At 34.3% G+C, this 15,194-nt stretch carries 9 protein-coding genes; 8 read left to right on the plus strand and 1 reads right to left on the minus strand.

Translation table 11 applies throughout. From position 1 onward, the window contains the following. Positions 1 to 187: 187 nt before the first annotated feature. The 5 genes from GXK57_RS15685 (at position 188) to recJ (ending at position 8,788) form a co-directional block, all read left to right on the plus strand. Positions 188 to 2,140, plus strand: coding sequence for a DNA topoisomerase IV subunit B (locus GXK57_RS15685; RefSeq protein ID WP_160678198.1), 1,953 nt, complete (start codon positions 188 to 190; stop codon positions 2,138 to 2,140). A 17-nt stretch (positions 2,141 to 2,157) separates the two neighbouring features. Further along, the gene (locus GXK57_RS15690; RefSeq protein ID WP_160678200.1) at positions 2,158 to 5,088 is read left to right on the plus strand and encodes a DNA topoisomerase IV subunit A; all 2,931 of its coding nucleotides are present in this window, start codon (positions 2,158 to 2,160) and stop codon (positions 5,086 to 5,088) included. Positions 5,089 to 5,098: 10 nt separating this feature from the next. Beyond that, complete coding sequence (locus tag GXK57_RS15695; protein ID WP_160678202.1) at positions 5,099 to 5,665, plus strand: DJ-1 family glyoxalase III; 567 nt, start codon at positions 5,099 to 5,101, stop codon at positions 5,663 to 5,665. A gap of 124 nt (positions 5,666 to 5,789) precedes the next feature. After that, complete coding sequence (locus GXK57_RS15700) at positions 5,790 to 7,001, plus strand: pitrilysin family protein (protein WP_160678204.1); 1,212 nt, start codon at positions 5,790 to 5,792, stop codon at positions 6,999 to 7,001. An 11-nt stretch (positions 7,002 to 7,012) separates the two neighbouring features. Further along, positions 7,013 to 8,788, plus strand: coding sequence for a single-stranded-DNA-specific exonuclease RecJ (gene recJ, locus GXK57_RS15705; protein WP_160678206.1), 1,776 nt, complete (start codon positions 7,013 to 7,015; stop codon positions 8,786 to 8,788). Positions 8,789 to 9,002: 214 nt separating this feature from the next. Here recJ and GXK57_RS15710 read toward each other — a convergent pair whose 3' ends face one another. Continuing rightward, complete coding sequence (locus GXK57_RS15710; protein WP_160678208.1) at positions 9,003 to 9,185, minus strand: alpha/beta-type small acid-soluble spore protein; 183 nt, start codon at positions 9,183 to 9,185, stop codon at positions 9,003 to 9,005. Positions 9,186 to 9,555: 370 nt separating this feature from the next. Between GXK57_RS15710 and GXK57_RS15715 the strand changes: the two genes are divergently transcribed. The 3 genes from GXK57_RS15715 to nifJ all read left to right on the plus strand — a co-directional run bounded on the left by GXK57_RS15715 (position 9,556) and on the right by nifJ (position 15,076). Then, positions 9,556 to 10,641, plus strand: coding sequence for an undecaprenyldiphospho-muramoylpentapeptide beta-N-acetylglucosaminyltransferase (locus GXK57_RS15715; RefSeq protein ID WP_279285511.1), 1,086 nt, complete (start codon positions 9,556 to 9,558; stop codon positions 10,639 to 10,641). A gap of 363 nt (positions 10,642 to 11,004) precedes the next feature. Beyond that, positions 11,005 to 11,430, plus strand: a complete 426-nt coding sequence (locus GXK57_RS15720) for a flavodoxin (RefSeq protein WP_160678210.1) — start codon at positions 11,005 to 11,007, stop codon at positions 11,428 to 11,430. A 124-nt stretch (positions 11,431 to 11,554) separates the two neighbouring features. Further along, complete coding sequence (gene nifJ / locus GXK57_RS15725; protein ID WP_160678218.1) at positions 11,555 to 15,076, plus strand: pyruvate:ferredoxin (flavodoxin) oxidoreductase; 3,522 nt, start codon at positions 11,555 to 11,557, stop codon at positions 15,074 to 15,076. The last annotated feature ends 118 nt before the right edge of the window (positions 15,077 to 15,194 follow it).

A 15,194-nucleotide genomic window follows, 5' to 3' on the forward strand; every position in this document is an offset into this window, starting at 1 on the left:
AAATAATTGAGATTAATTTCTATCTTTACAATGCATGCGAACAAATGTTTGACACCAAGGAGGAAATTATTTATACTTTCTTAATGAGGAAGTAAAGTTTAAAAGGATTTAAGGGTTTAAGCGGTGGATACGAAAAATTAATATATAAGATGTTATATATAGGTATAAATCACTTTGGAGGTTAAATATGGAAAAGGAAATTTTAAATAGCAGTTATGATGTTACAGACTTAACTTCACTTGAAAAACTTGAGCCAGTAAGAATAAGACCAGGTATGTATATTGGTTCTACTGGTAGCAAGGGACTTCATCATTGTGTTTGGGAAGTGCTAGACAATGCTATTGATGAAATAACAAATGGTTTTGGTGATAGAGCAGTGGTTATTTTGAATAAAGATAAGAGTGTAACTGTTCTTGATAATGGGAGGGGAGTTCCTACAGGAATACATCCTATAAAGAAAAAGTCTGGTGTTGAAATGGTATATACTGAACTCCATACAGGAGGAAAGTTTAATAATAAAAATTATAAGACTTCTGGAGGTCTTCATGGTGTAGGAGCAGCAGTAGTAAATGCCCTATCAAAGTGGCTAGAAGTAGAGGTATATCAAAATGGAAAGATATACAAACAAAGATTTGAGTATGCTATGGATAAGCAACTAAAGAAGCTTATGCCTGGAACGCCTGTAACTAAGTTAGAGGTAATAGGTGATACTGATAAGACTGGTACTAAGGTTACTTTTATGCCAGATGATGAAGTGTTCTCCAGTACAGATTTTAAGTTTGATGTTATAGATGAAAGATTACAGGAATTAGCATTTCAGAATAAAGGAATAAGACTTCAGTTTATAGATGATAGAAAAGAAGAAAGAGTTGAAAAAGAATACTATTCAGAGAGAGGTCTATTAGACTTTATAGACTACTTAAATGAGAGTAAAACACCTATTCATCCAACACCAATATTATTTGACGGAGATAAGGAAATAGACGGTTTGAAGATGTATGGAGAAGCATGCATACAATTTACAGACTCTTCTACTGAGTATATAGCTAGTTATGTAAATAATATTCCTACCACTGAAGCAGGGACTCATGAAACTGGATTTAAGACTGGAATGACTAGGGCTTTTAAAGAATGGACAAAGAAACTAGGACTAGTTAAGGAAAAGGATAAAGAGTTCGAAGGTGACGACCTTAGAGAAGGTATGACTGCCATAGTAAGAATAAAGATATCTAATCCTATGTTTGAAGGTCAGACTAAAACAAAGCTAGGTAATAACGAAGCTTATACTATGATGAATGAGCTTGCTTACATACGATTTTCAGAGTGGATTGAAGATAACAAAGAAATTGCAACAGCCATAATCAATAATGCTCTTGATGCAGCAGCGAGAAGAGAAAAGATTAGAAAGATAAACGAGGCTGAGAAGAAAAAGATAGGTAAAGGTACAGCACCTCTAGCTGGTAAGATAGCTGTGTGTACACTAAAAGATAATACACATACTGAGTTCATAGTGGTTGAGGGAGATTCCGCTGGAGGATCTGCTAAACAAGCAAGAGATAGAAGATTTCAGACAATAATGCCTTCTAAAGGTAAGATAATGAATACAGAAAAGCAAAAGCTAGAAAATGTTCTTGCCAGTGAAGAGTTAAAGATCTTTAATGCAGCCATAGGTACAGGTACGCTAGATAATTACAAAGAGAAGGATTTAAAGTATGATAAAATCATAATAATGAGTGATGCCGATGTTGATGGCTATCATATTAGAACCTTATGGATGACATATATTTATAGATATATGAGACCACTTATTGCGAATGGACATCTTTACTTGGCTCAGCCTCCGCTATATAAGGTCTACAAGAATACAAAAAGCGGAGAAGTTTTTCAATATGCTTACAGCGACGAAGAACTTGAAAAAGCAAAGAAAAAGGTTGGAAAAGGCGCATTGATACAAAGATATAAAGGATTAGGAGAGATGAATCCTGAGCAGTTATGGGATACAACCTTAAACCCAGAAACAAGAACTCTTTACCAAGTTAATATAGATGATGCGGCAAAGGCTGAAAAAATGGTGTCTTTATTAATGGGAGATGTGGTTGAACCAAGAAAAAACTATTTGTATAAATATGCTGAGTTTTAGACGGGGGGAATAACTTTATGGCAAAAAAGAATGAGGCAATTCCAAAGGATAATAATATAATTCCAATAGCTATAGAAGAGGCGATGCCTGACAACTATTTACCATATGCAGTAGAGGTGGCTAAGGATAGAGCACTGCCAGATGTAAGAGATGGACTTAAACCTGTTCACAGAAGAATTTTGTATGGAGCATATCTTCTAAGAGCATTTCCGGATAAACCTTACTATAAATCTGCAAGAATAGTAGGAGATATATTAGGTAAGTTCCATCCTCATGGTGACTCATCAGTTTACGAGGCTATGGTAATACTTGCTCAAAACTTCACAACTAGGGAACCGTTAATAGATGGACATGGAAACTGGGGATCTATTGATGGTGATAGTGCTGCAGCAATGAGGTACACAGAGGCGAGACTTGCGCCTATCGCTATGGAAATGATTAAGGACATAGATAAAGGAATAGTAGATATGGTTCCTAACTACTCAGATACAGATTTGGAACCTAAGGTTTTGCCTAGTAGATATCCTAATCTTTTAGTTAACGGTGCCTTTGGTATAGCCGTTGGTCTTGCAACTAATATACCTCCTCACAATCTTAAAGAAGTTTCTGATGGAGTTTTAGCTTATATTGAAAACCCAGAGATAACTACAAAGGAATTGATGCAGTTCGTGAAGGGGCCAGATCTTCCTACAGGCGGTATACTTATAGGTAAAAACTCTATGCTTTCAGCCTATGAAACTGGGGAGGGAAAGGTTTCTTTAAGAGCTAAGACAACTATAGAGAAGCTTGACAATGGCAGAATAGGTATAGTGATAACAGAGTTCCCGTATAGAAGAAATAAGGCTAAACTACTGCAGCTTATTTCAGAGATGACTGGAGATAAAAGACATTCTAAGGCTTTAGAAGCTATTACAGATATAAGAGATGAGTCTGATAGAACTGGTATAAGAGCAGTTATAGAACTTAGAAAAAATGCAGATGAAACTGTTGCAGATAAAGTTCTCAAGTATCTGTTTAAAAAGACAGATCTTCAATGTAATATTAGTTTTAACATGGTTGCCTTGGCAGATGGAAAGCCGGAGACTATGGGGCTAAAAACTATAATTAGACATTATGTTAATCATCAGAAGGATATTGTTAGAAGAAGGACTATAAGAGAACTAGAAGTAGCAGAAAAGAGATTCCATATAGTTGAAGGATTTATAAAAGCCATAGATATAATGGATCAAATCATAGAGACTATAAGGGCATCAAAGTCAAAAAAAGATGCTTCTATAAACTTAATAGCTAGGTTTGGATTTACTGAAATACAGGCTGAGGCAATATTAGAGCTTATGCTTTATAGATTGACTGGTCTTGAAATAAAGGAGTTCCAAAAGGAACATAAAGAATTAGAAAAGATAATAAAAGCCTTAAGGAAGATATTAAGTGATGAAGGCGAGCTTCTAAAAGTAGTTAAGGAAGAACTTAAAGAAGTTACTGATAAGTTTGCTAGCCCTAGAAGAACTGCCATTATAGAAGACGACAGTGAGGCTAAGATAGATATAGAAGAGCTTATTATAGAAGAAGATGTTATGGTAACTCTTTCGAATGACGGATTCATAAAAAGAGTTCCGCTAAAATCTTATAATAGATCCAACTCTAATCCAGAAGATATAGAGTATAGAGAAGGCGATTATCTCAAATATATATTTAGTTCCAATACAAAGGATAGTCTAATTTTCTTTACGGATAAAGGAAATATGTATCAGGTCAAATGTAATCTTATACCTGAATATAAGTGGAAAGATAAAGGTGAAAGGGTAGATGACATAATAAGAGGGCTATCCTTAGAAGAAGAAAGTGTTGTTATGGCGCTTTCAGTTGATAACTTTAGTCCAAGTAAGCTATTTAAGTTTATTACTTCTAAGTCTGTTATAAAGAAAACTTCTATGGACAAATTTATTACTGCTTATTCAAAGCTTTTAGCAATAAGACTTAAGGACAATGAGAAGCTTGTTCATGTAAGCTTAGTAGAGGCTAATGAAGAGGAGAAAGTTATTCATATAAAGACTAAACTAGGATTAGATTTCAAGGTTGAAGAGCCTATACTAGAGGCTGTAGACAGAAATATAATTGGGGTACAGCTAAGTACAATAAGTCAAGAAGACGAGATTTCTTTGGTTGAGTATGTAAATGAATATGATTTTGCTGATTTTGTTGTTGGAGTCAATAAAAAAGGCAACTTGAAGGTTTACCAAAAAGCAGCAAGAGATGCATTTATGAAAACCGCTACGGTTTCTAATGAACAGATCATGATATTTACCTCAAAGGGAAATGTTTATAAGATACCTAGTTATATGATACAAAACCTGTCAGAAGAAATTAATATAAGCCTATTAGTTGATGGCTTTGACGATAATGAAGAGGTAATCAGTGTATACTCAGAAAAGGACTTTAATGATAAAAAATCTGTAATATTCTTTAGTAAAAATGGTTTTGTAAAGAAGACATTGATGAAAGAATTTGAAGGAAACGCTAATTCTTTAGTGGCATACAAGTTGAAGACTGATAAAGATGAACTAGCTGCTGTAAAAGTTTATGATAATATTGCCGGTATAGATATATTGATGGTAACTAAAAGAGGAATGTTGATAAGATTTGTTGAAGAGAACGTATCTCCAATGGGAAGGGTAGCTTCAGGGGTCACTGGCATAAGCTTAAAAGAAGATGATCAGCTTGTATTTGGAACAGTTTTAAAGTCTGTTATTGAAACTAAAAATAACAAGGGGTATAATGAAGTTGCTGTAGAAGTAACTTATGCAGAAAAAGTTATATTGGTTTCAAGTATTGGTGAGAAAAAAGAACTTATGCTTAATGATATTAAAATACAGAACAGAGCAGGCAGAGGGAACTGTGTATTTTCTGTAGTGCCTAATGAATATATAAAAGAGGTACAGCTTAAATAGGAGGTATTCTATGAAAAAAGTTTTATTATTACTTGCAGAGGGCTTTGAAGAGATTGAAGCGCTAACTGTAGTGGATGTACTTAGAAGAGCTAATGTTCAATGTGATACCTGTAGTATTAAAGAGAGAGAAGTATCTGGCTCTCATGATATAGTGGTTGTGGCAGATATTACCTTGGATGATGAAAACTTAAATAGTTATGATGCTATAGTGCTACCAGGAGGAATGCCTGGAGCAGCTAATTTGAAAGAGAACATAAGAGTAGTAGATCTTGTTAAGGATTATTATGCTTCAGGAAGAATAGTTGCAGCAATATGTGCTGCGCCAATAGTCTTAGCTAAGGCTGGGATAATTGACGGTAAGCTTGTTACCTCATATCCTTCTTTTGATAAGCAATTAGAGCATTGTATTTACAAAGATGAATTAGTTGTGGTTGATGGAAATATTATAACTAGTAGAGGCCCTGCAACTGCATTACCTTTTTCTTATAAACTACTTGAGAAGTTAGGTTGCGACACAGAGGCTGATGACTTAAGAGAAGGTATGATGTACAACTTTTTGATGGATAGCAGATTGTAAAACTTCTGTCAGCTAAATAAATTTTAAAAGTTATGTTCTTTTTAATACGGTCTTTAAAACATAAATATTTTTGTTCCTAGGGGAAATCCTCTAGGAACTTTTAAATTCTCTCTTGGAGGTTTTTATGGAGAAAATAATTTTAGATAATGGTGTTAGGCTTTTATATGAGTATAGAAGTGCTGATATCACTTCATTTTGTATTGGATTTGAAGCGGGAGCTAATATGGAACAGGAATTTAACTTAGGAACTGCTCATGCTCTTGAACACATGCTTTTTAAAGGAACGTCTGAGTTAAATGAAGAGGAAATTAATTTAAGAAGCGATAGACTATTTGGTTTTAATAACGCAATGACTAATTTTCCATACTGTATATACTATGGAACCACCGCTAATGAAGATTTTGTAGAAGCTTTTTCTTTATACTCAGATATAGTAATAAATCCGGCCTTAAGTGAAGTTGGTTTTAAAGAAGAGAGGAATGTAATACTTCAGGAATGCAAGGAATGGAAGGAAGATTTTGAACAGTATTGCGAAGATGAAATACTGTTTAATTCTTATGGAAGTAAAAGAATTAAAGAAATAATAATAGGTACAGAGGAATCTATAAGGAATATTACACTAGATGAACTAAAAAGGTTTTATAATAAATATTATGTGCCAGAAAACTGTGTGATTTCAGTAGTATCCAGTATGCCGTTAAAAGAAGTTATTGATGTGGTAGAACCTAGATTCAAAGAATTTAAAGGTACTTATACTGAGATTATAGTTGCTAATGAAGCTATAAGACAAGGCGCGTACTATAAAGAGATAGAAGGCTTTGAAGGAGCTAAGTTACAATATATATTTGACATAAGCATGCTTAGTCATAAAGAAGTTGAAGCTCTTAGGGTGTTTAATACTTGGTTTGGTGAAGGGGTAAGTTCTAGGATTTTTGATGAAGTTAGGACTAAAAATGGATTAGCTTATGAGGTTTCTAGCGTAGTAAAGAATGAAAAGGGAATAAAGTTGTATTCTATAAACTGTAGCACTTCAAAAATCAATGTTGAAAAGACTATTAATATAATAGATGACCTAATCCATACAGCACCTAAAAACTTTGGGAAACTAAGTGAAGAAGATATGGCGTTTTTAATAAAAAGGCTTAAACTAAAAAGGTCCTTAGAACTTGAAAGAAGTATAGTTCTAGCTAATAGGCTAACTACCTATGAGATCATGCACGGTGACGGAGCTTTAGTAGACGCTGAATTAAAATTTAATTACAAATTAGAAATTAAAGATATAATAGAGGTTATAACAAAGGTGCTTGTCAATGGTTCAAAGCAAGTACTATGGTGATGGAGAGATGTATGAGTGAAAATTGGCTTTTAATAAACAAAGGAATAGCAGAGGCTAATAGCTTAGTCAGGGAATTGAACATAAGTCAATTTACTTCTAGACTATTGGTAAACAGAGAAATAAGTGACTTAAAGCAAGCAAGAAAATTCTTGTTTGGGACTATAGAAGACTTGTACGATGGCCACTTAATGAAGGATATGGATAAAGCTGTAGCTATGGTAAAGAGTGCTATCCATAGCAATAGCAAGATCGTGATTTATGGAGATTATGATTGTGATGGAGTAAACAGTACTGTAATTTTTAATAATGCACTAAGAAACTGTAAGGCTAATTTTAGCTACTATATACCTAATCGTGAGGATGAAGGCTATGGTATGAATAGCAATAGAATAAGAAAGTTAAAAGAGGAAGGTTATGAACTTATTATAACCTGTGACAATGGCATAGCGGCCTTTGAACAAGTGGAACTAGCAAAAGAGTTAGGGATGGAGGTTATAATAACAGATCATCATGATATACCGATTTTTAAAGAAGCTGATGGAACAGTGGTAGAAAAGTTTCCAGAAGCTGATGCTGTTGTAAATCCAAAGAGACCAGATTGCGGATATCCATTTAAAAAACTATGTGGTGCTGGGGTGGCTCTTAAGTTTGTTCAGTGCCTTTATGAAGCTTTAGGTATGTCTAAGGAAAAGTCATATGAACTTTTAGAATTTGCAGCCATCGCTACGGTATGTGATGTAGTTGATCTGGTTGATGAGAATAGAATCATAGTAAAAGAAGGGCTTAAAAGAATAAATAAAACTGAAAACTTGGGACTTAAGGCTTTGATGCAACAAACTAACTTAGAGGAAAAAACTATAAGTGCATATCATTTAGGGTTTATAATAGGTCCATGTGTAAATGCTACAGGAAGGCTTGAAACTGCTGATTTATCTGTGGAACTTTTACTTACAAGGGATGCAGAAAGAGCAAATGAACTTGCTAAGGAGTTACATGAGCTGAATCAAAGAAGGCAGGATATGACTACTGAGAGTGTAGAGCTTATTGAGCGTCAGATAGAACACAACAATATGACAAAAGATAAGGTGTTAGTCGTATATAATGACAGAATACATGAAAGCATAGCTGGCATAGTGGCTGGAAGGATAAGAGAAAAGTATAATGTACCGGCTATAGTTTTGACCAAGGGTAAAGAGATGGCAAAAGGTTCAGGAAGATCAATAGAAGAATACAATATGTTTGAAGAACTTTCAAACTGCAAGGAGTACTTGGATAAGTTTGGAGGGCATCCCATGGCTGCTGGTTTATCTATAGAACTAGATAACATACCTAAACTGAGAGAGAAGTTATTAAAGACCTGTAGGTTAAAGGATGAAGATATTGTTCCTAAGATCAGAATAGATCTAAAACTTCCGTTATCCTACATTAATGAGCAAGTGGTTAATGAACTTGACGAACTAGAACCCTTTGGTAAAGGAAATACTACGCCTATATTTGGTGAGAAGAACGTTGAAGTATTAAGGCTTTGGACTATAGGAAAAGAAAAAAATATATTGAAATTTAGATTTAAGATATTAGGTAGTAACTATAGCATGGATGGCATATGCTTTAATAAGTACGAAGATTTTAGAGAGCAGTTTATTGATAAGTATGGTGAAGAGGCATTTTTAAATATTTTAGATAGTTCCTTCTGCAACTTCAAAATGGATTTTCTTTTCTATCCATCTGTTAATGAATACAATGGGAATAAGAGTCTTCAAGTTATAATAAAGAGTATAAGGTTGTAGTTATTATTGTAAGATAAGATGCTGTTTTATGATGAGTATTTATAAAAAAAGCAGTGCATACAAGAAGTTTTTTGATATGCACTGCTTCTGCTTTTATATTAATCTTTATGTTTCCTAAAGTTTTATTTATGTTCTATGAAATTCTGCAAATGTGTTGTAACCCGCATTATCACTATAAATTCTTAAGAAGTTAAAAATATAAAAAGATAAGAAGTTATAAACTTTTTTCGTAATCTTCTATCATTTTTTTTACCATGGCACCTCCAACTTTACCGCACTGGTTTGCGGATACATGGCCGTCAGCTTCTGAAATTGGAACTCCAAGTTCTCGTGCTATTTCGTATTTAAATTTAGCTAATCCACTTTTGCTATCTGGTATTAATATCTTTCCTGGCATTACAATCTCCCCTTTACATTAATTAGTTTTTTATATTTATTACTGTGGCGGTAGTGGGAATCAAAACTAATGTATCAATACTTTTGAATAATGTAGAAAAGTATTATTGGCTAATAAGCTTGAGATTTATTGAAACATACTAATAGTATTGCAAAAAGTAAATATTATATGCTTGTACTTGTAAGATGCTAGTTTAGCAATTAGTGTATAGTTTTTTACTTTTTCCTAGTTCAAGCATATACTTGTTTATAGCTATGTTTGATATTATTGTTGAAATTAAATAAAAAAATAAGTTCATCTTTTTCAAGGATTTTAATATAATATAGATGGTTATAATTGAAATAGTGCAAAGTTTTAAGGGGATGATTTTTTGAAAAAATATAAAATTATTATGACTGGAGGAGGAACAGCTGGGCATGTTACTCCTAATTTAGCTTTAGTTCCAGAGCTTTTAAAAGAAAATTTTGATATAAAGTATATTGGTAGTAAAGACGGAATAGAAAAGGATATAATCAAAAAAGCCAATATAGAGTATTTTGGTATATCTAGTGGTAAGCTCAGAAGATATTTTGATTTAAAAAACTTTTCGGATCCATTCAAAGTGTTGAAGGGAATGCTAGAAGCTTATAAAATAATAGCAAAAGAAAAGCCTGATGTAGTTTTTTCTAAGGGAGGCTTTGTTACTGTTCCTGTTGTTATAGCCGCATCTATAAAAAAAATTCCAGTTGTCACTCATGAATCTGACATGACTCCAGGGCTTGCAAACAAACTTGCAGCTCCTTTTTGCGATAAATTATGCGTGACTTTTCCAGAAAGTTTAAAATACATAAAGGATAATAAAGGGGTATATACTGGTACACCTATAAGAAAAGAACTTTTTGATGGAAGCAGGTTAAAGGGGAAAAAAGTTTGCGGTTTTACTGATGATAAACCTGTTTTATTTATAATTGGTGGAAGTCTTGGATCAAGAGCTATAAATGAAGCCATAAGAAGCTCTTTAGATGAGCTGCTTAAAAAATATAATATTATTCATATCTGTGGAAAAGGAAACTTAGAACCAAAATATGAGGAGTTAAAGGGATATGTTCAATTTGAATATGTTTCAGAAGAGCTTCCAGATTTAATGAATGCTGCTGATTTTATTATTTCAAGAGCCGGAGCTAATACAATATGGGAAGTATTGGCGCTAAAGAAACCAAACATACTTGTACCTCTATCAGCTAAAGTTAGTAGGGGAGATCAGGTGTTGAATGCAGACTCCTTTAAACAGAATGGGTATAGTTTAGTTATCCAAGATGAAGAGCTAACTAAGGAAAAACTTATTGAACAATTAGACCTATTAGCAAAAGATAAAAATAAATTTATAAAAAATATGAGAGAAAGTCATGGGAAAAATGGCGTTTCTAATATAGTAGCTGTAATTTTAGAAGCAGTAAAAGGAAAAAAGAGCAATTAACATAGAAACGTAAATTTTTTAATTTTTTTTAATTCATGTTGTATACTGGCTTTGCTTAACTAATAAGGGAAGTCTTTGTACTTTCGAGAATAATATTTCTAAAAATGCGGAATTGAGAGAAAATTTAAACAAAAAAATGATTTTTCATAATAAATAGCATTAACAAGCAATCAAGGGATTTTATAATGAAAATAGGCGGTATTAGGCAAGTTTCTGCTGTTTAAGAATTATTTTCGTAAATATATTAAAATATGAAACTTGAAAAATAATTTCCATACTGTATAATATTTATGTGGACAAAGGGCAGATTTGTAGCCACAAGAAGTTGTTAAGAATTTAACAAGCAAATGAGGTGCTGTTACGATGAAGAAAGTATCAATAATTTACTGGAGTAACGGGGGCAATGTAGAAGTTTTAGCAGATACGATAGCGGCTAGTGCTACTGAAAATGGAGCGCAAGTAACTATAAAGCATGTAACTGATGCTACTGTTGAAGATGTTATGAATGCTGATTCCGTTGCTTTTGGAAGTCCATCAATGGACAATAATAGAATTGAACAACAGGAGATGGAACCTTACATAAACCAATTCAAGTTGTTGCCTAATAATGGTAAGAAACTAGTTTTATTTGGATCATACGGTTGGGATGAAGGTCAATTCATAATCGATTGGTCAGATAGAATGAAAGATTATGGGTTTGATGTAATTGATATTCTTGCAGTTAAAGAGTCGCCTAGTGATGCTCAGCTTGAAAAGGCGAAGGTGCTAGGAGAACAACTTGCAAAATAAAACTTTCACTAATAATCAAAAATAACAGTCAATCTTATTTTTCTAAAATTTATTTTTAGAATATCTCATCATACAAAACAAATATCATAAAACAATTTAAGAAAGAGGGGTCAGCGCGATGGCAATTAGAAAGATGAAAACTATGGATGGTAATACTGCTGCAGCTCACATAGCATATGCATTTACAGACGTAGCAGCTATCTATCCAATCACTCCATCATCACCAATGGCAGAACATGTTGATGAATGGGTCGCTCAAGGAAGAAAGAACATATTTGGACAAACAGTTAAGGTAATGGAGATGCAATCAGAAGCAGGTGCTGCTGGTGCAGTTCACGGTTCATTACAAGCAGGAGCTTTAACTACTACATTTACAGCTTCTCAAGGTTTATTATTAATGATACCAAATATGTATAAGATTGCTGGTGAGTTATTACCAGGAGTATTCCATGTTTCAGCTAGAGCTTTAGCTGCAAATTCATTAAATATATTCGGTGACCATCAAGACGTTATGGCTGCAAGACAAACTGGTTTTGCAATGTTAGCTGAAGGATCAGTACAAGAAGTTATGGATTTATCAGCTGTTGCTCACCTTACAGCTATAAAATCAAGAATACCATTTGTTAATTTCTTTGATGGATTCAGAACATCACATGAAATACAAAAGATAGAAGTTTTAGAGTATGATGAACTTGCTAAACTTCTTGATACTGAAGCTGTAGAAGCATTCAGAAGAAGAGCTTTAAACCCAGATCATCCAGTAACAAGAGGAACAGCACAAAATCCAGATGTATACTTCCAAGAAAGAGAAGTTGTTAATAAATTCTATGATGCAGTACCAGAAATGGTTGAAGGCTACATGGCTGAAATGACTAAGTTAACTGGTAGAGAGTATCATTGCTTCGATTACTATGGAGCACCAGATGCTGACAGAATTATAGTTGCTATGGGATCAGTTACTGACCTTGTAGAAGAAACTATAGATTACTTAAATGCAAATGGAAACAAAGTTGGTCTAGTAAAGGTTAGATTATTCAGACCATTCTCAGTTGAAAGAATGTTAAAGGTTATACCTTCAACAGTTAAGAAGATAGCTGTTTTAGATAGAACTAAGGAACCAGGATCAGCTGCTGAACCATTATTCCTAGAAGTTAAGAATGCTTTCTACGGAAAAGAAAATGCTCCAGTTATAGTTGGAGGAAGATATGGTTTAGGTTCAAAGGATACTGTTCCAGCTCACATAGTTGCAGTTTATGAAAACTTAGCTAAGAACGAGCCTAAAGATGGATTTACAGTTGCTATAGTTGATGATGTTACTAATACATCATTAGATGCTGTAAGCAATGATATAGATACTACTCCAGAAGGAACTAAAGCATGTAAGTTCTGGGGACTTGGATCAGATGGTACTGTTGGTGCTAACAAGAGTGCTATAAAGATAATCGGAGATCATACAGATATGTATGCTCAAGGTTACTTTGCTTATGATTCAAAGAAATCTGGTGGTATAACTGTATCTCACTTAAGATTTGGTAAGAAGGCTATAAAATCACCTTACTTAATAAACAAGGCTGATTTCGTTGCTTGTCATAATCAATCATATGTGTACAAGTACAATGTATTAGATGGATTAAAGAAGAATGGAACATTCTTACTTAGCACTATCTGGTCACCAGAAGAATTAGAAGAAAAATTACCAGCAAGCTACAAGAGATATATAGCTTCTAACAACATCAAGTTCTATACTTTAAATGCTGTTAAGATAGCTCAAGAAATCGGTCTTGGTGGAAGAATAAACATGATAATGCAATCAGCATTCTTCAAACTAGCTGATATAATCCCTGTAGAAGATGCAATTAAGTACTTAAAGGACGCTGTTGTTTCTTCATATGGTAAAAAGGGACAAAACGTTGTAGATATGAATAACGCTGCTATAGACAAGGGTGTTGACTCAATTGTTGCTATAGAAGTACCTGCTAGCTGGGCTAATGCTGTTGATGCAGAAGTTGCAGAAGCAAAGGTTAAGCCAGAATTCGTAACTAAGATAGTTGAACCAATGAACAGACAAGAAGGAGATTCACTTCCAGTTTCTGCATTCTTAGGCGGAATGGAAGATGGTACTTTCGAAAATGGTACAGCTGCTTACGAAAAGAGAGGTATAGCTATAAACGTACCAGAATGGCAAGCAGACAAGTGTATACAATGTAACCAATGTTCATATGTATGTCCACATGCTGTAATCAGACCATTCTTATTAAATGAGACTGAAAAGAACAATGCTCCAGAAGGAATGAAGATAGTTCCAGCTAAGGCTCTTAAGACTGCTGAACCAATGTCATTCACAATGGCTATAAGCCCACTTGATTGTTCAGGTTGTGGAAACTGTGCTCAGGTTTGTCCAGCACCAGAAAAGGCTCTAATCATGAAGCCACAAGAATCACAACACGTTGAAATACCAACTTGGGAATATGCTACTGAAAAGGTTGCTCCAAAAGCTAACCCAATGAACAAGAACACATTAAAGGGAAGCCAATTTGAACAACCATTACTTGAGTTCTCAGGTGCTTGTGCTGGTTGTGGAGAAACTCCATACGCTAAGCTTGTAACTCAATTATTTGGTGATAGAATGATGGTAGCTAATGCTACTGGATGTTCATCAATTTGGGGAGGATCTGCTCCTTCAACTCCATACACTAAGAACCATAATGGACATGGTCCAGCATGGGCAAACTCATTATTCGAAGACAATGCTGAATTTGGAATGGGTATGTATCTTGGAGTTGCTGCTATAAGAGAAAGATTAGCTGTAACAGTTAAATCTGCTTTAGAAGCTGATTTAAGTGAAACAACTAAGGCTGCTTTAGCTGACTGGTTAGAAAACATAAACAACGGTGAAGGTACTAGAGACAGAGCTAACAGAGTTATCGCTGCTTTAGAAACTGAAACTGCTGAAATAGCAAAAGAAATATTAAAAGAAAAAGATTTCTTAGTTAAGAGATCACAATGGATCTTCGGTGGAGACGGTTGGGCTTACGATATCGGCTTCGGTGGATTAGACCACGTTCTTGCATCAGGAGAAGATATAAATGTTCTTGTATTTGATACAGAAGTTTACTCAAATACTGGTGGACAATCATCTAAGTCAACTCCAGCTGCTGCAATAGCTAAGTTTGCTGCTAGTGGTAAGAGAACTAAGAAGAAAGATCTTGGAATGATGGCTATGAGCTATGGTTACGTATATGTTGCTCAGATTTCTATGGGTGCAGATAAGAACCAAACTCTTAAAGCTATAGCTGAAGCTGAAGCTTATCCAGGTCCATCATTAATAATAGCTTATGCTCCATGTATAAACCATGGATTAAAAGCTGGTATGGGTAACAGCCAATTAGAAGCTAAGAAAGCTGTTGAGTCAGGATACTGGGCTATGTACAGATTTAACCCAGCTCTTAAGGAACAAGGAAAGAAGACATTCTCTCTTGATTCTAAGGAACCAACTGCTGACTTTAAGTCATTCTTAATGGGCGAAGTAAGATATGCTTCACTTGCTAAGGCATTCCCAGAAGCTGCAGATGCTTTATTTGAAAAGACTTACCAAGATGCAATGGAAAGATTAGAAAACTACAAGAGACTTGCTGCTCAAGAATAGTTTTTAAAGATATAAAAGGATCAGTTTAACTGGTCCTTTTATTTTTTTGTTAAAGAATTGTGCTTAAATTAAGTGGTCAGTCATCCGATGCTTAGATGAGCTTGCGCAAAGAATTAAT

The sequence above is a fragment of the Clostridium sp. C8-1-8 genome, assembly GCF_009928445.1.
In the GTDB taxonomy this organism is placed as follows: Bacteria; Bacillota; Clostridia; order Clostridiales; family Clostridiaceae; genus Clostridium_AR.

Excerpts from the sequence above, each read along its gene's own strand:
- GXK57_RS15695 (WP_160678202.1), top strand. The coding sequence starts at position 5,099 with ATGAAAAAAGTTTTATTATTACTTGCAGAGGGCTTTGAAGAGATTGAA.
- GXK57_RS15685 (WP_160678198.1), top strand. The coding sequence starts at position 188 with ATGGAAAAGGAAATTTTAAATAGCAGTTATGATGTTACAGACTTAACT.
- GXK57_RS15710 (WP_160678208.1), bottom strand. The coding sequence starts at position 9,185 with ATGCCAGGAAAGATATTAATACCAGATAGCAAAAGTGGATTAGCTAAA.
- recJ (WP_160678206.1), top strand. The coding sequence starts at position 7,013 with ATGAGTGAAAATTGGCTTTTAATAAACAAAGGAATAGCAGAGGCTAAT.
- GXK57_RS15700 (WP_160678204.1), top strand. The coding sequence starts at position 5,790 with ATGGAGAAAATAATTTTAGATAATGGTGTTAGGCTTTTATATGAGTAT.
- GXK57_RS15720 (WP_160678210.1), top strand. The coding sequence starts at position 11,005 with ATGAAGAAAGTATCAATAATTTACTGGAGTAACGGGGGCAATGTAGAA.
- GXK57_RS15690 (WP_160678200.1), top strand. The coding sequence starts at position 2,158 with ATGGCAAAAAAGAATGAGGCAATTCCAAAGGATAATAATATAATTCCA.